This is a genomic window from Azospirillum sp. BE72 (genome assembly GCF_031455875.1).
Taxonomy (GTDB): domain Bacteria; phylum Pseudomonadota; class Alphaproteobacteria; order Azospirillales; family Azospirillaceae; genus Azospirillum.
In genome coordinates, this window is record NZ_JAVDTO010000001.1 from 1,204,641 (window position 1) to 1,222,511 (window position 17,871).

15 protein-coding genes are annotated in these 17,871 nt (G+C 68.5%); 10 read left to right on the plus strand and 5 right to left on the minus strand.

The features are described from left to right. Nucleotides 1-23 precede the first annotated feature (23 nt). From J2Y49_RS05915 to recG, 7 genes are all read left to right on the plus strand, one after another. On the plus strand, nt 24-1,154 hold the full coding sequence (locus J2Y49_RS05915; RefSeq protein WP_310113198.1) for a methyl-accepting chemotaxis protein: 1,131 nt from the start codon (nt 24-26) through the stop codon (nt 1,152-1,154). Further along, nucleotides 1,151-2,050, plus strand: a complete 900-nt coding sequence (locus J2Y49_RS05920) for a CheR family methyltransferase (RefSeq protein WP_310113200.1) — start codon at nt 1,151-1,153, stop codon at nt 2,048-2,050. The genes J2Y49_RS05915 and J2Y49_RS05920 overlap by 4 nt, the downstream gene beginning before the upstream one ends. Continuing rightward, nucleotides 2,047-3,465: a chemotaxis protein CheW gene (locus tag J2Y49_RS05925; protein ID WP_310113202.1), complete on the plus strand. Its 1,419-nt coding sequence runs from the start codon at nt 2,047-2,049 to the stop codon at nt 3,463-3,465. The genes J2Y49_RS05920 and J2Y49_RS05925 overlap by 4 nt, the downstream gene beginning before the upstream one ends. Further along, nucleotides 3,462-4,529 (plus strand): chemotaxis-specific protein-glutamate methyltransferase CheB, encoded by a 1,068-nt coding sequence (gene cheB, locus J2Y49_RS05930; protein WP_310113203.1) that lies wholly within the window; start codon nt 3,462-3,464, stop codon nt 4,527-4,529. Before J2Y49_RS05925 ends, cheB begins: the two co-directional genes overlap by 4 nt. Before the next feature lie 56 nt (nt 4,530-4,585). Next, nucleotides 4,586-5,008, plus strand: coding sequence for a response regulator (locus J2Y49_RS05935; protein ID WP_310113204.1), 423 nt, complete (start codon nt 4,586-4,588; stop codon nt 5,006-5,008). Nucleotides 5,009-5,040: 32 nt separating this feature from the next. Continuing rightward, nucleotides 5,041-8,025: an ATP-binding protein gene (locus J2Y49_RS05940; RefSeq protein ID WP_310113205.1), complete on the plus strand. Its 2,985-nt coding sequence runs from the start codon at nt 5,041-5,043 to the stop codon at nt 8,023-8,025. A 402-nt stretch (nt 8,026-8,427) separates the two neighbouring features. Further along, entirely contained in the window at nt 8,428-10,509 is a 2,082-nt protein-coding gene (recG, locus tag J2Y49_RS05945) for an ATP-dependent DNA helicase RecG (RefSeq protein ID WP_310113207.1), read from the plus strand. Here the strand turns inward: recG and J2Y49_RS05950 are convergent. Both J2Y49_RS05950 and J2Y49_RS05955 read right to left on the minus strand, forming a co-directional pair. Continuing rightward, complete coding sequence (locus tag J2Y49_RS05950; protein WP_310113209.1) at nt 10,461-11,264, minus strand: DUF502 domain-containing protein; 804 nt, start codon at nt 11,262-11,264, stop codon at nt 10,461-10,463. The genes recG and J2Y49_RS05950 overlap by 49 nt on opposite strands. A gap of 82 nt (nt 11,265-11,346) precedes the next feature. After that, a complete protein-coding gene (locus J2Y49_RS05955) occupies nt 11,347-11,748 on the minus strand; it encodes a hypothetical protein (protein WP_310113211.1) in 402 nt (133 codons plus the stop codon). 222 nt (nt 11,749-11,970) lie between these two features. On the opposite strand from J2Y49_RS05955, the gene J2Y49_RS05960 reads away from it, so the two are divergent. After that, nucleotides 11,971-12,675, plus strand: coding sequence for a Crp/Fnr family transcriptional regulator (locus tag J2Y49_RS05960; protein WP_310113212.1), 705 nt, complete (start codon nt 11,971-11,973; stop codon nt 12,673-12,675). Between the two features lie 127 nt (nt 12,676-12,802). Here the strand turns inward: J2Y49_RS05960 and J2Y49_RS05965 are convergent, their stop codons facing one another. Together J2Y49_RS05965 and J2Y49_RS05970 are read right to left on the minus strand one after the other, a co-directional pair. Beyond that, nucleotides 12,803-13,000 carry a hypothetical protein gene (locus J2Y49_RS05965; RefSeq protein ID WP_310113213.1) on the minus strand — a complete coding sequence of 66 codons (198 nt, stop codon included), beginning with the start codon at nt 12,998-13,000 and terminating at the stop codon, nt 12,803-12,805. A gap of 41 nt (nt 13,001-13,041) precedes the next feature. Continuing rightward, nucleotides 13,042-13,236 (minus strand): hypothetical protein, encoded by a 195-nt coding sequence (locus tag J2Y49_RS05970; RefSeq protein WP_310113215.1) that lies wholly within the window; start codon nt 13,234-13,236, stop codon nt 13,042-13,044. Between the two features lie 262 nt (nt 13,237-13,498). On the opposite strand from J2Y49_RS05970, the gene hisE reads away from it, so the two are divergent. Beyond that, a complete protein-coding gene (gene hisE, locus J2Y49_RS05975) occupies nt 13,499-13,888 on the plus strand; it encodes a phosphoribosyl-ATP diphosphatase (RefSeq protein WP_149221841.1) in 390 nt (129 codons plus the stop codon). A 2-nt stretch (nt 13,889-13,890) separates the two neighbouring features. Here hisE and J2Y49_RS05980 read toward each other — a convergent pair whose 3' ends face one another. Beyond that, complete coding sequence (locus J2Y49_RS05980) at nt 13,891-15,525, minus strand: histidine kinase dimerization/phosphoacceptor domain -containing protein (RefSeq protein ID WP_310113217.1); 1,635 nt, start codon at nt 15,523-15,525, stop codon at nt 13,891-13,893. A gap of 569 nt (nt 15,526-16,094) precedes the next feature. Between J2Y49_RS05980 and J2Y49_RS05985 the strand changes: the two genes are divergently transcribed. Next, nucleotides 16,095-17,864, plus strand: a complete 1,770-nt coding sequence (locus tag J2Y49_RS05985) for a DUF3369 domain-containing protein (RefSeq protein WP_310113218.1) — start codon at nt 16,095-16,097, stop codon at nt 17,862-17,864. Nucleotides 17,865-17,871 lie beyond the last annotated feature (7 nt).

A 17,871-nucleotide genomic window follows, 5' to 3' on the forward strand; every position in this document is an offset into this window, starting at 1 on the left:
CTTCCGCTGCGGCGTTTCTGCCCTTGTTGCTGCCCCGCCTGGTCCCGGACATCGCGCCGCAATCCTTGTGGCTGGCGACGGGCGGTGCGCTGGCCCTGGCGCTGGTGATCGCGCTGGTGCTGGCGCTCGACCTGTCGGACGCGATGGCCCGGCTGCAGGATGCCGCCACCCGACTTGCCGAGGGTGCCGTGGACGATGCTCCCGCACCACCGCGCCGCGGCGATGAGACCGGCGCAGTCGCTGCCTCCCTGGCCCGCACCTTGTCGGCTCAGAACGCGCTGCATGCCGCGCTTCGCCGCCTGACCCGCGAACCGGATGAAGGCCAGCATCCGCTGCCGGCGCTGCCCGGCCGCTATGCCGAGATGGCGGCGCTGGTGGAGGATGCCCGCAACTCCTTCCTGCGCATCGGCCAGCAGGCGGCCCAGGTCGCCGTCGCTGCGGGCCAAGCCAGCACGGCGGTGTCCCAGGTCGCCGACGGCGCCTCCATCCAGACCGAGGATCTCGACCGGGTGGCGAACGCGGTCGGCCGATCCGTCCGCGCCATTGCGGAGGTGACCGACAGCACACGCGCCGCCTCCGACATGGTGCGCGTCACCGCCGGCTTCGCCGACAAAGGCAAGGCGGAGATGGCGCGGCTCGTCCGGGTGTCGCAGACCATCGGCGACAACAGCCGCCGGATCGGCCGCATCACCGAGGCGATCACCCAGATCGCGGTGAAGACCAACATCCTGTCCGTCAACGCTTCCATCGAGGCTGCCCGCGCCGGCGAGCAGGGCAAGGGCTTCGAAGTGGTCGCCGAGGAGGTCGGCAAGCTCGCCGACAATGCCGTGGAAAGCGCCCGCCAGATCGCCGAGATCGTCGAGGCCGCCGCGGCGATGGCGGAGGAGGGGATGGCCGCCACCGCGGAGGTGGTGCAGATGATGGACGGCATCGCCGAGCGCGTGGCCCAGATCGACCGCATGGTGCAATCGGTCGCCGCCGCCATGGCCCATCAGCAGGACCACATCGTCGAGATCGAATCGAATGTCGGCAACATACGCACCGTTGCGTCGAAGAATGCCGCCGCTTCCGAGGAGATCACCGCGACCATGGTCCACCTCTCCCGGCTGGCCGACGACACGCGGCGGCTGGCCGAACGCTTCCGGGCGCCGTGAGCGAAGGCAGGACTCCTTTCAGCCCGCTCGACGCCCTGGCGCGGCGGTTGCTGGACGATGTCCGGCGCAAGGCGGGCATCCGCCATGACCGCCCGCTGGAACGAAAGCTGGCGCGCATTCTCGCAGCGATGTCCCTGCCGGTGCTGGAGGAGTGGGTGGCGCAGATCGAACGGGCGCCGGCCGACAGCCCGGACTGGCTCAGCCTGATCGAGAACCTGACGATCCACGAGACCTATTTCTTCCGCGACCTGCCGCACCACGCCCATCTGCGTGGCCATCTGCTTCCCCGGCTGATCGCCGAACGCCGCGCGGCACGGAGCCTGCGGCTGTGGAGCGCCGGCTGCGCCACCGGGGAGGAGGCCTACAGCCTCGCCATCGTGACGCTGGAGGCGCTGGCCGACGCCGGGGAGGCGCGCCGGACTGGTCATGGCTTGGAAACCGATTGGGACGTGCAGGTGCTGGGGACCGATGTCAGCCGCATCGCCGTGCGGCAGGCTGCCAACGCCTGCTATGGCGGGGAGGGACTTGGGCCGTTCCGCGAGATGCCGGACGGCTATGAGAGCTGGTTCGTCCCGCTGGGGAGCGAGGCGCCGCTGCACCGCCGGGTGCGTGCCGATGCCCGCCGCATCGTCCGCTTCGTCCGTCACAACCTCATGGATGCGGGCCTGCCGGACAGTGTGCCGGTGGGGGGCTTCGACCTCGTGTCCTGCCGCAACGTCATGATCTATTTCGACGACGACAGCCGCGACCGGGCGCTGGCCCTGCTGACCGCCGCGGTGGCGCCGGGCGGCTGGCTGGTGCTGGGCACCACCGACCGGTTGGGAGAAGATTGCCGGTTCGAGCGTCACCGCGGCGACCGTGCGCTCGCCTACCGGCGGCGGGAGATCGCGCCATGACGGCCGACGGCTTCCTGACCTTCGACATCGCCGGCACTCCCTTCGCCGTTCCCGCCGACCGGGTGGAGGAGGTCGCCGAATCGACCCGCACCACCCGGCTGCCCTTCGCCCCGCCGCAGGTGGAGGGACTGGCGACCGTCGGCGGTCGCATCCTGCCGGTTCTGGACGTTGCCGGCTATCGGTCGCTCGGGTTGGCTTGGGCCGGCGGACGGCGGGGCGGGCTGCTGATCGTCCTGCGTGCCGGTGCCGGGCTGCTGGCCCTGCGTGCCGGCCGGATCGGCGGCACCCTGCCGGCGGAGCGGGTGACGCTCGCCGGGTCGGAGCCGGAGGATGGCGGGACGCCGGTCGCCGGCCGCCTGCGCCATGGCGACCGCTCGCTGCGCCTGCTCGACCCGGACCGGATGGAATTGGGGCGGGGGGGCGTCCATGCCGGGATTTTCGATGCCGACGCGCTGACCGGTGCCGCCGCCGAGCCGCCGGACCCGGCGCGCGAGCGGGCCGGCGTCCGCCTGCTGATGGTGGAGGTCGCCGGGCGGCCGCAGGCATTGGAAACGGCCGATCTGCTGCTGGTCTTCCCGCTGGCCGACCTGCGCCCTCTGCCCAACGCGCCGGCCATCGTCCGCGGGGTGGCGCCGGTGCCGAAGCGGTCCGTTCTGGTCACCGATCCGCTGGGGGTGGGTGACCGCTTCGGCGGCTATACCGTCGTGCTGCGAACACGCCGCGGCCCGGTCGGCGTGCGGGTGGACGGCGTGCGCGGGGTGGTGCGCGTGCCGCTGGACCGCATGCGCGCCGGGGAGGCCGGTGCGTCGGCACAGGTGGTGAATTACGATGGAACTTGGCTCGACGTGAAGAGCGGGGCGCACATGCTGGGCGATCAACTCGACGACATCGGCGGCTTCATTCCCGAGGGAGGCGATCCGGACGACGATCTGGCCGAAAGCCGCCTGCCGCGCCGCTTCTACCGCCGCTTCCTGACCTTCGTGGTCGAGGCGCGGGTCTATGCGCTGGAGTTCGAGAAGGTGCGCCGCGTCGTGGAACCCTCCGACCGCCTGCGTTTGCCGCAGGGGGCGGAGAGCTTCGACGGATTGACCGACGTGGACGGCCGCATCCTGCCGGTGCTCGATCTGCGCCGGCTGCTGTCGCAGGGGCCGGTCGGCGCCGCACCCGGCACACCCGGGATCGCGATCCTGGTGGAGATCGGCGGCGGCACCGTGGCGGTGATCGCCGACGAGATCCAGCGCATCCGCAAGATCGCCGCGGAGGACGTCGATCCGCTGTCCGACCGCCTGACCGCCGCCGTCATCCGCCTGGACCATGCGCTGATCCCCGTGCTGCGGCCGGAGGGGCTGATCGCCGCCTCTTCCGCCGTCTCCACCGCAGCCAGGGCCCTTCCCGCCGGGACCGCCTCGCCATGACCGATCCGCGCATCCGCCTGCTGGTGGTCGACGACAGCAACTTCGTCCGCATCGCGCTTCGCAAGATGCTGGAGCCGGCCTCCGATATCGAGATCGTCGGCGAGGCGCGCAACGGGGCCGAGGCGCTGCGCCTGTCGCGCAAGCTGAAACCGCATGTCGTCGCCATGGACCTGAACATGCCGATCATGGACGGCATCGAAGCGGTGCAGGCCATTGCGGCGGAAAAGGGACCGCCCTGCATCATGGTGTCCAACGAGACGTCCGAGGGGGCGGCGGCCACCATCCGGGCGCTGGAGACCGGGGCGGTGGATTTTGTCTGCAAGAACAGCTCCTTCATCACGTTCGACATGGCGTCCATCGAACGCCAGCTGACCGAGAAGGTGCGCCATTGGGGGCGCTGGCGCATGGCCCTGACCGGGGAGGCCGTCGGCACCCCGACGCCCACGCCCGTGGTGGAGCACCTGGCGGCGCCGCGCTCCGTGGCTCGCGGTCATCCCCCGGATCTGATCGTGGTGGGCGTCTCCACCGGCGGACCGGTTGCGCTGGCGGAGCTGCTGGGCGCGCTGGGGGCGTTGCCCTGTCCGCTGGTGGTGGCGCAGCATATGCCGGCCAGCTTCACCGCGGGATTCGCCGCCTCGCTCGCCCGGTCGCTCGGCCGGCCGGTGGTGGAGGGCGGTGACGGTGCGGTGCTTGGTCCCGGCACCGTGACCATCCTGCGCGGCGGCGGCGACTGGATCGTGCGCCGTCCGGCTTCCGGCCGCTTTTCGCTGCATGCCGCCGATCCAGCGGAGACCATCTACCATCCCTCCGCCGACCGGCTGTTCCGCAGTGCCGCCGAGGCGGCGGAGTCGCCTGTCGCCGTCGTGCTGACCGGAATGGGCGAAGACGGCAGCACCGGGGCTGCCGCTTTCGCCGAGCGGCGTTTTCCCGTCCTGGTCCAGGAACCGGCGACCTGCGCGGTCGATGGGATGCCGAAGGCGGCGATCCGCGCCGGTGTCGCCACGGAGGTGTTGCCGGTCGCGGGAATCGCCCGCAAGCTGAACGCCCTCTTCTCACTCGCCTGACCTCACCGCCGAATCCGAACGCCGAGTGGCACTGCAAGCATAGGAAACTCTCACCCATGGCGAAGCCGACGATCCTGCTGGTCGATGACTCTGTGTTGATGCGCACGATCATCGGCGACATCGTGCGCGCGGACGACGAGTTGTCCCTCGTCGGTGCGGCCGAAAACGGCAAGGTGGCCCTGGAGATGGTCAGGAGCCTCAAGCCGGACATCGTCCTGCTCGACATCGAAATGCCGGAAATGTCGGGGCTGGAGGTGATGGAGCATCTGTCGCTGATGTCGCGGGCGAAGGTGATCATCATCTCCTCCGTCGCCCAGGTCGGCTCGCCCGAGGCGACCGAGGCCCGCGCATTGGGAGCGGTGGAGATCATCGCCAAGCCGTCCGGCACCATGAGCCTCGACCTTGCCCACAAGAAGGGCCACGACATCGTCGCCGCCATCCGCCGCGCCGCCGGCCTTCCCCCACCCGTGAAACCCTGACCCCCGGCTCGACGCCTCCTGAGCGGTGACCCATGAGCAGCGAACTGATCGAGACCCTGTGGCGGCAGTTCGGCGTCGAGGCCGGTGAGCATTTCGACCTGCTGGAAAAACTGCTCTCGGCCACCCCCGGGAACATGACGGACTCGGAGCGGATCGCCGCCCTGTTCCGCTCCTTCCACTCGCTGAAGGGGGCGGCCCGTGCCATGGATCTCTTCGAGATGGAGGCGGTGGCCCACCGGGCGGAGACGATTCTCGGTCGCGTGCGCACCGGCGCGCTGTCCCTGACGGAGGAGGTCGCCGCCCCGCTTCTGGAAGCGCTGGACGCACTGCGCGGTCTGGCGGAGTCCGGCATGCGCGACCGCCGCGACGGGCAGGCGCCGGCCGACCTGCTGGCGCGTCTCGACGCGCTGGGTGGTGAGACCTCGGCGGTCAAGCCGGGTCCCGCATCGCCGCCGCCCCAACCGGCGCGGCTGCACGAAAACGAGCGGATGCTCGGTCTCTTCGTCGGGCTGCTGCATGACGGCATGGCGACGCTCACCCGTGCGCTCGACCTCGGCAGCCTGGATGAGGAGGGGCTCCGCAGCGTCGACGACACCGCCGACCGGCTGGAGCTGGCCTGCGAGCGGCTGAACTTCCTGCCCTTCGCCGACACGCTGCACCGCTTCCGCGAAGCACTGGCTGGCCGCGATGCGGACGGTATCCTGCGCGAGCTTCAGGGCGTCGCCACCGCCAGCGCCCGCATCGGCCGGCTGACCGGCAAGGACGCCGGGGCGGCGATCCTGGCGACCCTGCTGGCCGACCACAATACCCAGCTTCTGGCCCAGGGCAGCGCCCTCGCCGACGCGATGCTGTCCGATCCGGCGGCACTGGCCGATGGGGCCGCGTCCGGCGAACTGGCGGGCCTGCTCGACCGCATGGCGTCGACGCTGGAGATTGTCCGCCTTCCGCGCGGCTCCGCCCTGCTGCGGGTTCTGGCGGATGTGATGCGCCGGGCACCCGCCGCCGGTCATGCCGACTGGCCAGTCTTGCTGGCCGATGCCCGCAGCGCACTGGCCGATTTGACGGAAAGGGCATCCCGCGACCCGGCCGAGGATCTCGACGCCGATGGCGCTGCGGCACTGGAAGGACGCCTACGTGCCTTCGTCGATGCCGTTTCCGCCGAAATGGAGGTTGGGGAAGCGCGCCGCCCGCTGAGCGCTGACGAGCTGTCCGGCCACGGGCTCGATTCCGGCCTGCTGCGCTTTCTGTCGCCGGACAGCACCGCCGACCTGCGCGCCGCCATCGCCGACCCGTCCGTCCGCCTCTATGAGGTCACCGCCTTCCTTGAGACATCGGCGGAGGTGGCGTCCGGCTTCGTCCAGTGGATGGGCAGCAAGGTGCGGGCGATCACCAACTGGCCGGAATTCATCGACGGCAAGACCTGGCTGCGCGTGCTGATCGCCTCGCCGCAGGAGCTTCCCGCCCTCGCCGACGCGCTGGCCGCCATCGATCCCGGCGGCGGGTTCCTGCGCATCCGGCCCTGCACCCCTTCCGAACCGGCCCCGGCGAGCGAGGAGGGAACCACCGCCGGGACTGTCGAGGAACCGGCAAGCCCCGCCTTGCCGGCAGTCGCTCCCCCCGCCACTGCCGCGACGACGTCCCTCCTTGCACCCACCGTTCCGTCGGCCATGCCCGCTGCTGCCGTCCGCCCGGCCGCAGCCCCCGGCGGCGTTCTGCGCGTGCCGGGGGAGGTGGTGGACCGCTTCATGGCGCGCATCGACGGCATGGTCCTGCTGTCCGGCGACCTGAACGCCACCGCCAATGACCTGCGGCTCGAAAAGGCGCTGGCGGTTCTGGCGGAGCGGTTGGACGCCGGCGATCCGGACCTCCGCGCCCTTCAGGAAGCGGTCGAGCATCACCGTCGCGAACTGCTGGATCTCGACACCCAGCTCAGCCGCTCCGTCGACCGGCTGCGCGAGGCGGCGCTCGACCTGCGGGTCGTGCCCATCGAAAGCCTGTTCAACCAATTCCCGCGCATCGTGCGCGAACTGGCGCGGGTTCAGGGCAAGTCGGTGCGCTTCGTCATGGAAGGCGGCGAGGTGCGCATCGACAAGAGCATGGTGGAGACGCTCTACGACCCGCTGATGCACATGGTCCGCAACGCCATCGACCACGGCATCGAAACGCCGGCCGACCGCGAGGCTGCGGGCAAGCAGCCTCAGGCGACGCTCTGCCTGCGCGCCATCCAGCGCAACAGCCGGGTGGTGGTGGAGATCGCCGACGATGGCCGCGGCATCGCCACGGAGGCGGTGCGCGCCAGGGCGGTCCGCCAGGGTCTGGTCGGCGAGGAGGACAGCCTGCGGCTTTCCCCCGAAGCCGTGCGCGAGTTCATCTTCGCGCCCGGATTCTCCACCGCCGACACGGTGACCGAAACCTCGGGCCGTGGCGTCGGCATGGACGTGGTGCGCAATGCCATCACGCGGCTTGGCGGCAGCATCGCCATCCGCACGCGGGAGGGAGCGGGCACGGCCTTCGCCATCGACCTGCCGCTGTCGGCCGCGATCCTGCGCACCCTGCTGGTCCAGGTGGACGATCAGGTGCTGGCGGTCCCCGACCGCTTCGTCGAGGAGGTCTGCGGCTTCACCGCCGACGATTTCCACCTTGTGTCCGGCTGCTGGACCGTGATGCGCCGCAAGCGGGTGCTGCCCGTGGTCCGGCTGGCCGACGCGCTGGGTTTCCCTGCCGAAGGGGAATGGCCGCCGGCCGGCCCCGGCCAGCGCCTCATCGTCGTGCTCCGTCATGGCAACCGCCGCATCGGGCTGGAGATCGACAGGCTGCTGCGCCGGGGCGACCTGTTCGTCCGCGAAAGCCATCCCGGTCTTGCCGAGGTGCCCGGAGTCGGCGGCGTCTCCCTTCTGAACGACGGCCGCATCGTCATCATCCTGGACGGCGACGAACTCTACCGTCTGGCCGCCGCGGCGCAGCCGCGGAATGCCGCCGTCCCCGCCTTCCACCCCGACCCCACCACCCCGGCATGAACGCCGGTTCATGACGCCGATTTCATGGTCGGGTCAGGTTCGGGACAGGGCGGCCGGGCTAATGTCCTTCTTGTGACGCGGTCGGGCCAGCCCCCCTGAAACACCGGCCAGTCATCCAGAGCGTCTTCTCATCTGGTGTCTCTTCCCGATGGTCCCCTGCCATCGGACATGACCGTCCGGTTCTCCCGTTTGCCCCCGGACGGTACCTATCGGCGGAGCGCGTCCTAGGCCATTTCGCGGCCGACGTTGCCCCCCACCGCAGGCCCCGGCCCTGGGTGCGCTCCGCCGTTCCTTCCATCCCCCGATCTCCCTTTTCTCCGATCGCGTCCAGCGGCCTTGACGCCGCCCCGTCCAACCGGCTTTCTGAAGGCCGTCCAAGGCTTTCCCGATAGCGTCCCGCCCGTGCGTCCCGCCATCCTGTTTCCGCTGTTCAAACCGGTCACGGCACTCCCCGGCCTCGGCCCCCGTCTGGGCAAGCTGGTGGAGAAGCTGGCCGGCGCCCATGTGGTCGATCTGCTCTGGCATCTGCCCTGCGGGGTGGTCGACCGCCGCTTCTCTCCGAAGATCGCGCAGGCGCCGCACGGCCGCATCGCCACCCTGACGGTGCGCATCGATTCGCACGCGCCGCCGGTGAACCCGCGCCACCCCTACAAGATCCGCTGCACCGACGAGACCGGCATTCTGGAGCTGGTTTACTTCCACATCCGCGGCGATTGGTTGTCGAAGCAGATCCCGGCGGGAACCACCATGGTGGTCTCCGGCAAGGTGGAGTGGTTCAACGACACCGCCCAGATCACCCACCCCGATGCCGTGGTTCCGGTCGATTCGAAGGAAGACCTGGAACTGGTGGAGCCGGTCTATCCCATGACCGCCGGCCTGCCGGCGAAGACCCTGCGCAAGGCGGTGCGCGCCGCCCTCGGCGATATTCCCCAGCTCGACGAATGGCAGGACCCGGCTTGGCTGGCCCGTCGGCAATGGCCGACCTGGGCGGAGGCGCTGACCCGTGCCCACACGCCGGAGGACGAGGGCGACCTCGCCACCACGGCTCCCATCCGCTGCCGCCTCGCCTATGACGAGCTGCTGGCGAACCAATTGGCGCTGATGCTGGTGCGGGCCAGTCAGCGGCGGCTGGCCGGGCGGGTGACGCAGGGCGACGGCAGCTTGCGCCGCGCCGCACTGGCGGCATTGCCCTTCTCCCTGACCGGCTCGCAAGCGGCGTCGCTGGAGGACATCTACGCCGACATGGCGGCCGAGCGGCGCATGCTGCGGCTGCTGCAGGGCGATGTCGGCAGCGGAAAGACCGTCGTCGCGCTGATGGCGATGCTGAACGCGGTGGAGGCCGGTGCCCAAGCCGCCCTGATGGCGCCGACCGAGATCCTCGCCCGCCAGCATGCCGAGAGCCTGGCACCGCTGTGCAAGGCGGCGGGAGTGGAGATCGGGCTGCTGACCGGACGCGACAAGGGCAAGGCGCGTCAGGCGGTGCTCGACCGGCTGGCGTCGGGCGAACTGCCGCTGCTGGTCGGGACCCACGCCCTGTTCCAGGAGGATGTCGCCTTCAAGGATCTGGCGCTGGCGGTGATCGACGAACAGCACCGGTTCGGCGTCCATCAGCGCCTGCAGCTGTCGGCCAAGGGGCGGGCGGTGGACGTGCTGGTGATGACCGCGACGCCGATCCCGCGTACCCTGACGCTGACCGCCTATGGCGACATGGACGTGTCGCGCCTGACCGAGAAGCCGGCCGGCCGCAAGCCGGTGCAGACCGTCACCATCGCGCTCGACCGGTTGGAGGAGGTGGTGGGCGGCATCCAGCGCAAGGTGGCGGAGGGGGCCAGAGTCTATTGGGTCTGCCCGTTGGTAGACGAGTCGGAGCAGAGCGATCTCGCCGCCGCCACCGAACGCCATGCCTTCCTGCGCGCCACCTTCGGCGACCGGGTCGGGCTGGTGCATGGCAAGATGCGCGGGCCGGACAAGGATGCGGTGATGGCCGCTTTCGCCGCCGGCAACCTCGACGTTCTGGTCGCCACCACGGTGATCGAGGTCGGCGTGAACGTGCCGGAAGCGACGGTGATGGTGATCGAGCATGCCGAGCGTTTCGGACTTGCCCAACTCCATCAGCTGCGCGGCCGGGTCGGGCGCGGCGAGAAGCCGTCGAGCTGCCTTCTGCTGTTCGAGTCGAACCTGACCGAGACGGCGCGGGCGCGGCTGAAAACGCTGCGCGACACCGAGGACGGCTTCGTCATCGCCGAGGAGGATTTGCGCCTGCGCGGTGCCGGCGAGGTGTTGGGCACGCGCCAATCCGGCCTTCCGGGCTTCCGGCTGGCCGATCTGGCGGTGCATGGCGATCTGCTGGCGGTGGCGCGCGACGACGCCCGTCTTGTGGTGGAGCGTGATCCGGACCTCGCCAGCCCGCGCGGGCAGGCGTTGCGGACCCTGCTCTACCTCTTCGAACGCGACGCGGCGGCCAAGACCTTGCGGTCGGGCTGATCCCGGTCGTCGTCCTGATCCTGGCTATGGTCGGCCGGCGGCTCCACCAGGGTCGGGCGGCGATCGGGCGGAACGACGATGCCGCCGGACATCACCAGTTTCAGGCCGTCTTCCACCGACATGTTCAGCGCGGTCACCTCGCGCCGCGGCACCATCGCCAGATAGCCGGCGGTGGGCGGTGCGCAGGGGATGAAGACGTTGACCATGTCCTCTGCCTGTCCGGCCAGCTGCAACTGCACCTCCGGATGGGCGCTGCCGGTGATGAAGCCCAGCGACCACACGCCGGGGCGCGGATACTGGATCACCACCACTTCACGGAAGGCATTGGATTTCTTGGCCAGCACGGTCTCGAAGATCTGCTTCACCGCGCCATAGACGGAGCGGACGACCGGCATGCGCCCGACCACCCCTTCGCCGAGGCCCAGAACCAAGCGGCCGACATAGCCGGCGGCGAAGGCGCCGATCAACGTGACGACGACGATCACCACCAGCAGCCCAAGGCCGGGGATCGAGAAGGGCAGGTAGTTTTCAGGGTTGTAGGCGCTGGGGATCAGGGGCCGGATATGGCCGTCGATCAGCGAAACGAACCACCAGGCGATATAGGCGGTGATGGCGATGGGGGCGGTGACCAGGATGCCGGCCAGGAAATACGCGCGCAGGCGCCCCATGAAGCCGATGCCCTCGCGGCGGTGCCGCGCCGGCTCCGCCGGCTGGGCTTTTTCCTGTGCCTTCAGGTCCTTCTGATCTCCGCTCACGCCTGTCCATCCGCCTGTCGTCTGCCCGCGCCATAGTGGGGCAAGCGCGCGCCGCTCTCAACTGCCGTGTGGAGCGGACGGGTCAGCCGACAAGCGATCCGGCGATCACGCACAGCAGGGTGACGGCCCCGGCGATGGCTGCGCCATCGACATGGTTGGGGAAGGCCTGCCAGAACTCTTCGCCGGAGATCGGCTCCGGCGCGTCGAACTCGTCCATCGACAGGCCGGCGGCCATCCCGCCGCAGGTGCGGTCGGCGATCGCGCCCGAAAGGTGGGCCATGGCGACGGCCAGATAGCAGAATGTGGTGAAGTCCAGAAGGAAGCCGAGCGTGCTGGTCGATTCGCCCAGCGGGCTGGCAGTGAAGCCGGTGGCGGCGACCGTGCTGGCCATGGCGATCGACGCGGCGAGCGGGATCAGGGCGACCGACAGCAGGCGCTGGGAATCGACACGGCGGGCGGTGGGCACGGGGAACAGGTTGGGCATGATCGACGCTCCGGCAGCAGGTGAGAGGGCGGAGGGGGGACTGGTCGGCGGGATCTCGAGTCCCTTCTGCCCGCTCAGCGTTAACGGAGGGTTGACACCGGCCATTGGTCACAACGCCTTCCACCTTTGTGCAGGTCGAGCTATCCTTTCGCGCAACAAGCAATCCGGGCCGGAGGCCGAAACAGTCCCGTGTCAAAAGCCGAATTGCCGAACCTCGAGGCCGTGCCCGAAGCGCCGCACGCCGGGCTGGACCGCATCGCGCTGCTGCACCCGCTGACCGCGGAGCAGCGGTCGGACGTGGCGCGCCAATGCCGCTGGCGCCGCTTCGCCCCGGACGAGCAGTTGATCGACCATTGGGCGGAAACCCGTGACGTCGCCTTCATCGTGGACGGGCGCGTGCGTGTGGTCAGCCATTCCGCCGGCGGGCGCGAGGTGAGCTTCAGCGACATCGAAAGCGGGGAATTGGTCGGGGAAATGTCGGCGCTGGACGGCCGGCCACGCTCCGCCTCGGTCGTGGCGCTGGGAGAGGGGGCCTTGATCGCCTTCCTGCCGGCCCGGCCCTTCCAGCAGCTGGTGGCTGCCCATCCCGAACTGGCGATGGCGATGATGCTGCGGCTGTGCGACAAGCTGCGCAGCGCCACCGACCGCATCATGGAACTGTCGACGCTGGGTGCCAACAACCGCATCCATGCCGAGCTTCTGCGCCTTGCTAAACGGGGCACGCGGCGGGGGGCTTCGGCGATCATCGCCCCCATTCCGGTTCATTCCGACATCGCTGCCCGTGTCAGCACGACCCGCGAGACCGTTGCCCGCGTGCTGAGCGATCTGACCCGCGACGGTGTTCTGGAACGGCGCTCCGATGCGCTGGTGGTGCGCGATCTTCCGAAGCTGGAACTGCTGGTCGAGGATGTCCGCGGTGGCGTGTGACGCGCCGAAGACGGGGTTCGGCCCGCCGCAGGATAAGCAAACCCAAAAATGAAAAGGCCGCGGTCGCCCGTGTGAACGGGCAGGGCCGCGGTCGCCTTTCGGATCCGGTCGATGTGCTGCGCCGACGTCAGCGCTGCAGCGAGCGGAACAGGATCGCCATGGGGGTGGCCTGCACCCAGTCCGCCAGGAAGGCGCCGACCGGACGCATCACGATGGCTGCCGGGGTGGCTTCCAGCCAGTCGGCGATGAAATCGCGGACCGGATGCAGCGACAGACCGTCGCCATGGATGTCGTGATCACCGCGAAGAAGGCTGAGGCTGCTCATGATGGTCTCCGTTGGAGAAAGCGGGCAGGTCGTGGGAGGGGTCAGTGCTTCATCAAGCCGAGTACGATGCCGGCCGGAGTGGCGGCGACCCATTCGCGCAGGAAGGCTGCAACCGGGCGCAGGACCAGATAGGCGGGGGTGGCTTCGAACCAGGCCACCGGGAATTCGGCGACGGCGTGCAGGGCATCGGTCGAAGCGTGGTTGTCGGTGCCGGGCTGGAAAGTGGTGGTGGTCATGATCGGTCTCCATCAAGCTGGTGAGGAGACTATATACTGGTATACCCAATGCCAAATACGCTCACTCTGCATTGCTGGCTGCTGCAAAAATTACAGCTGCACCGAGATTTTCTTGATCGGATCATTGGCTGTTCAATTAATCAGTTAACCAAACATTATGCCGCCGATCGGCCCGTCGGAGGTGCTCCCACAGCGCGCCTGAAATGTTCGGACGACCAACCAACTTCTTGACAGTCCAGGCTGAAAAAACGACTTCAAGTCCATGGTTCAGTACATCGGTCCCGATCCGCTCCGCAGCCTGTACGATGCCGTGCAAACCCTGCGGCGCGAGCCCTCCGCCGCTCCCGAAGCCTCACGCACGGCCAAGCTGCTGGCGCAGGGGCGTGCCCGCATGGCGCGCAAGGTGGGGGAGGAAGCAATCGAAGTGGCGATCGAGGCAATGCGCGGCGACCGCGACGCGCTGGTGATGGAGGGAGCCGACCTTCTCTACAACCTCGTCGTACTGCTGGCAGACCTGGACATCGCACCCGACGAAATCCTGGCCGAACTGCGCCGGAGGGAACTGGCCTTCGGGATCGCGGAAAAACTGCCGAAGTCCGACGATCCGATCAACGGAGTGGCAACCGCAGCGGCCAAACGCGGAAAGCGCTGAGCCTAGGACGCCTCGTCCTCCTGCGGGAAGACGAAGTCGAAGCGCGTTCCGCCTGTGCGGGTGTAGCGGTATTCGCCGCGAATTTGCCGAGCGAAGGCGCGGATCAGATCCATACCCATGGAGCGCCGTCCCGGCTCGGCCGCCGGCCCCGGTTCGGGGGTGCCTGTGCCGTCGTCCGCCACCGCCAGGTGCAGCATGCCGTCTTCCGCCGTGACGGTGATGGTGATGGTGCCGGAACAGCGATCCGCAAAGGCATGCTTGAAGGCGTTCGACAGCACCTCGTTCAGGATCAGGGCGAAGGGAACCACCCTGTTCAAATCGATGGCAACCGGTTCCACGTCGTGATGAATGGCGATCTCCCGACCCGGGCGCCTGTGGAAGCTGCTGAGATGGCCGACCAGCGCCTCGATAAAATCGTCGAGCCGGACCGAGGACACCCCGGTCGAGCGGTAGATCTGCTCATGGATCAGTCCCATCGTGTTGATGCGGCTCAGCGCTTCGCTGAACGGCGCCTCCAGTTCCGGCGAGCGCTGGGCCTGCAATTCCAGCAGGCTGAGAATGACCTGCAGATTGTTCTTCACCCGGTGATGGATGTCGCGCAGCAGCACCTCCTTGTCGGCCAGCGCCCGGTCCAGGTGGCGGGTGCGCTCGGCGATGCGGCTCTCCAGCGCTTCGTTGGCGCGGCGCAGCGCTTCCTGCGCGTCGGCTGCCTGCCGCGACCGGCGTAGCGCGATGACGCCGAGCAGCCCGAGCAGTCCGATCGACGGGACGGCGAACAGGGCATAGGGCTCCACACGATTGCGCCATGCCGCTTCGATGGAGGCGATGTCGGTGCCATAGACCACATAGATCGGGAGATTCGGTACCTTGCGGCGGGCCAACACCCGTTCCACCCCGTCGAAGGAGGTCACGGCGCGGAATGTGCCGTTCGCGTCGGGCATGGTGACCAGTTCCGGAAATTGGCCGATGTCGGCGCGGTCCGGGGCGCTGCCCAGGGGTTCCCGGACGATCGCCCGGCCATCTTCGCGCAGAAGCAGGATGACGTCGCGCGGATCATGCAGGACCGACCGGTAGAAATCGGCGAAGTAGCCCGGCAGAAGAGAGATCTGCACCACGCCCTGGAACCGGTTGCCGGGCAATTCCATCCGGCGGCTGAGGGTGAAGAAGATTTCCGAGTTGATCTTGCCGCTCAGCCGCGGGCCGATATGGATGGCGTCGCCGGCACCGAGATGGGCGCGGAAATACTCGCGGTCGGCGGCGCTCAGCACGCGCATCGGCCATTCGAAGCTGCTGGCGCGGACACGTCCCGTCTCGTCGGTGATCCAGTAGGACTGAACCTCCGGCGTTTGCGAGGCCAGTGTCTTCAGCCGTTCGTGCAGCAGGGGGGAACCGTCTATCCGCTCCCATCCCAGATCGTCGACCATCCATTCCAGATGGGACAGCGTCATGGCATGGATGCCGAGAGTCTTTGCCGCATGCTCTTCCAGCACGCGGGCGATCGCGGTGCTGCGGCTCTCCGCCTCCGCCATCACCTGACTGCGGTACTGGTGGGCGGCGATCGCCAGCATCGCGACCGCCAGGGCAAGGGCGACAGCCAGCAGCGCCAGGACCGCCGGCGAGGCGGCCTTGCGTTCCATTCGAACCGCATCCGGCCCTTGCACCGGTATCGGAGTCCCGGCGGCGCGTGCATCCTGTTCGAAGCCGGCAGGGGTCATCTGGACGTGGCGTTCCGTTGATGGAGGGCGATGGTTACGTTCAAGCATAGCGCAACCTCCCACTCCCGTCATCCTACAACCATGTAGGGATTTATGTGGGATGGTTATCTCGCTATGGTCGGGCCGTGGAGTGGGGACATCGCCGTACGGCGCGTAACGGCAGGGGGTGCGGAAGGAAACCATCCGGGCCCATGGGAAAAAGATGCGCAGAGGCGCGACGTTGCCGGGTGGAAACCCGGTGGTCGTAAATACCCTGAACCTTTCACTGCGGAAGCTTCCGTCGCTGAACATGACGGCATCTACTTCCCGAAGATTATCAGCGGCCGGCGACAATCTTCGGTCATATGCGACAAATTGAAACGAATGCTAACGAAGGAGGCGAATCGGTCTTGGAAGCGGCGACTTACAATGCTTCCATTGTAGCTGAACGTCGTACAGGCAGGTCGGGCAGGGGCGGGGCCAACCTGCGCAGGTCACGGGGAGGTGGGGGCATGATGGGGATGGATGGCGGACCGGACGACGAGCTGCTGTTCGGTCCGGAGGACGGGATCGTCATGGCGGTACGTCCTCAACGGCAGTCCGGCTTGCCCTGGCCCATCCTGGTGGTGGACGACGACCCGCAGGTTCATGCCATGACCGCGGTGCTCCTGCGCGATTTCGACTTCGACGGCCGTCCCTTCGAGGTGGTCAGCGCCCTGTCGGCGGAAGAGGCGAAGGCGGTGCTGGCGCTGCGGCCGGACCTTCCCGTCGCCCTGCTGGACGTGGTGATGGAGACGGAGGATGCCGGCCTCAGGCTGGTCCGCCACATCCGGGAGGAGCTGGGAAACCAGCGCATGCGCATCATCCTGCGCACCGGACAGCCGGGGCAGGCGCCGGAGCGCGACGTCATCGTCGGCTACGACATCAACGACTACAAGGCCAAGAGCGAGCTGACGGCGCAGCGCCTGTTCACCACGCTGGTCAGCGCGTTGAGGGCGTGGCGAGACATCGTGACGATCGAACGCAACAGGCAGGGGCTGGAGCGGATCCTCAGTGCATCCGCCTCCCTGTTCCAAATGCGGTCGATGCGCGCCTTCGTCGAACAACTGGTGGAGCAGATCGCCCGCCTCGTCGATCCGGGCGGTACCCCCTCCGTACTTGCCTGCCGGCCGCTGGAGCGCGGTGACGGCAGCCGGTCGGTCGCGCTGGTGGCCGGACTTGGGGAGTTCGCCCGCAGCATCGGCATGCCCGTTTCCGACGTTCTTCCGGCCGACGCCGCGGCGGAGGTCGAGGATGCGCTGCGGAGCCAGCGCAACCTGTACCGGGACGACCATTGTGTCCTGGTTTTCCGCACGCGCGAGCATGGCGTGACCGTCTTCCGGCTGGAGCGGGCGGAGCCCTACACCCCCGACGAGCACCGGCTGCTGGAGCTGTTCTGCAACCGTGTCGCGATCGGCTTCGACAATGTCTGCCTGTATGAGGAGCTGGTGGCGCTGAACCGCTCGCTCGAGCGGCGCGTGGATGAGCGCACCAACGAACTGGCCGCCAACCAGAAGGCGCTGATCCTGGCCAAGGAACGGGTGGAGCGCGCGCTGGAGTGCGAGTTGCTGGCGCGCGACCGCCAGCGCCAGTTCCTGGGCATGGTCAGCCACGAGTTCCGCACCCCGCTCGCCATCATCGACAGCGCCGCCCAACTGCTCGCCATGAAGGCGGAACAGGTGGAGCCGGAGATGCTGGAAAGGCTGGCGGTGATCCGTGGCAGCGTCCAGCGCTTGACCGGCCTGATCGACGCCCATCTGACCGATGAACGGCTGCAGAGCAACGCGCTGGTGCTCGAACGCGCGGAGGTCGATCTCCCCGATCTGATCCGCGGCGTCGTCCGTCCCTTTCGCGTCGCCTATCCGGACCGTGAATTCCGGATGGAACTGGATGGGTTGCCGCATCGGGTGGAAATCGACGCCCATCTTATCGGGCTGGTCCTGACCAATCTGGTCAACAACGCGGTCAAATATTCGGGACCGGGCGGCCCGATCCTGCTGCATGGCGATACGGACGGCGCCATGGCCGTGATCGAGGTGACCGACCATGGCCGGGGCATTCCGGATCCGGAGATACCACGCCTGTTCGACCGCTTCTTCCGTGGCTCCGGCGCCTCGGGCATTCCGGGGACCGGCATCGGACTGCACACGGTGCAGCAGATCGTCCTGCTTCATGGCGGTGCCGTGGCGGTGGACAGCGAACTCGGCAAGGGATCGACCTTCCGGGTCGTATTGCCGGTGTGACGGCACC

What these genes read in the sequence shown, in the direction of transcription:
- J2Y49_RS05925 (WP_310113202.1), top strand. Translation starts at nt 2,047, where the DNA reads ATGACGGCCGACGGCTTCCTGACCTTCGACATCGCCGGCACTCCCTTC.
- cheB (WP_310113203.1), top strand. Translation starts at nt 3,462, where the DNA reads ATGACCGATCCGCGCATCCGCCTGCTGGTGGTCGACGACAGCAACTTC.
- J2Y49_RS05935 (WP_310113204.1), top strand. Translation starts at nt 4,586, where the DNA reads ATGGCGAAGCCGACGATCCTGCTGGTCGATGACTCTGTGTTGATGCGC.
- J2Y49_RS05940 (WP_310113205.1), top strand. Translation starts at nt 5,041, where the DNA reads ATGAGCAGCGAACTGATCGAGACCCTGTGGCGGCAGTTCGGCGTCGAG.
- J2Y49_RS05955 (WP_310113211.1), bottom strand. Translation starts at nt 11,748, where the DNA reads ATGCCCAACCTGTTCCCCGTGCCCACCGCCCGCCGTGTCGATTCCCAG.
- J2Y49_RS05965 (WP_310113213.1), bottom strand. Translation starts at nt 13,000, where the DNA reads ATGAGCAGCCTCAGCCTTCTTCGCGGTGATCACGACATCCATGGCGAC.
- J2Y49_RS05970 (WP_310113215.1), bottom strand. Translation starts at nt 13,236, where the DNA reads ATGACCACCACCACTTTCCAGCCCGGCACCGACAACCACGCTTCGACC.
- hisE (WP_149221841.1), top strand. Translation starts at nt 13,499, where the DNA reads ATGGTTCAGTACATCGGTCCCGATCCGCTCCGCAGCCTGTACGATGCC.
- J2Y49_RS05980 (WP_310113217.1), bottom strand. Translation starts at nt 15,525, where the DNA reads ATGGAACGCAAGGCCGCCTCGCCGGCGGTCCTGGCGCTGCTGGCTGTC.
- J2Y49_RS05985 (WP_310113218.1), top strand. Translation starts at nt 16,095, where the DNA reads ATGATGGGGATGGATGGCGGACCGGACGACGAGCTGCTGTTCGGTCCG.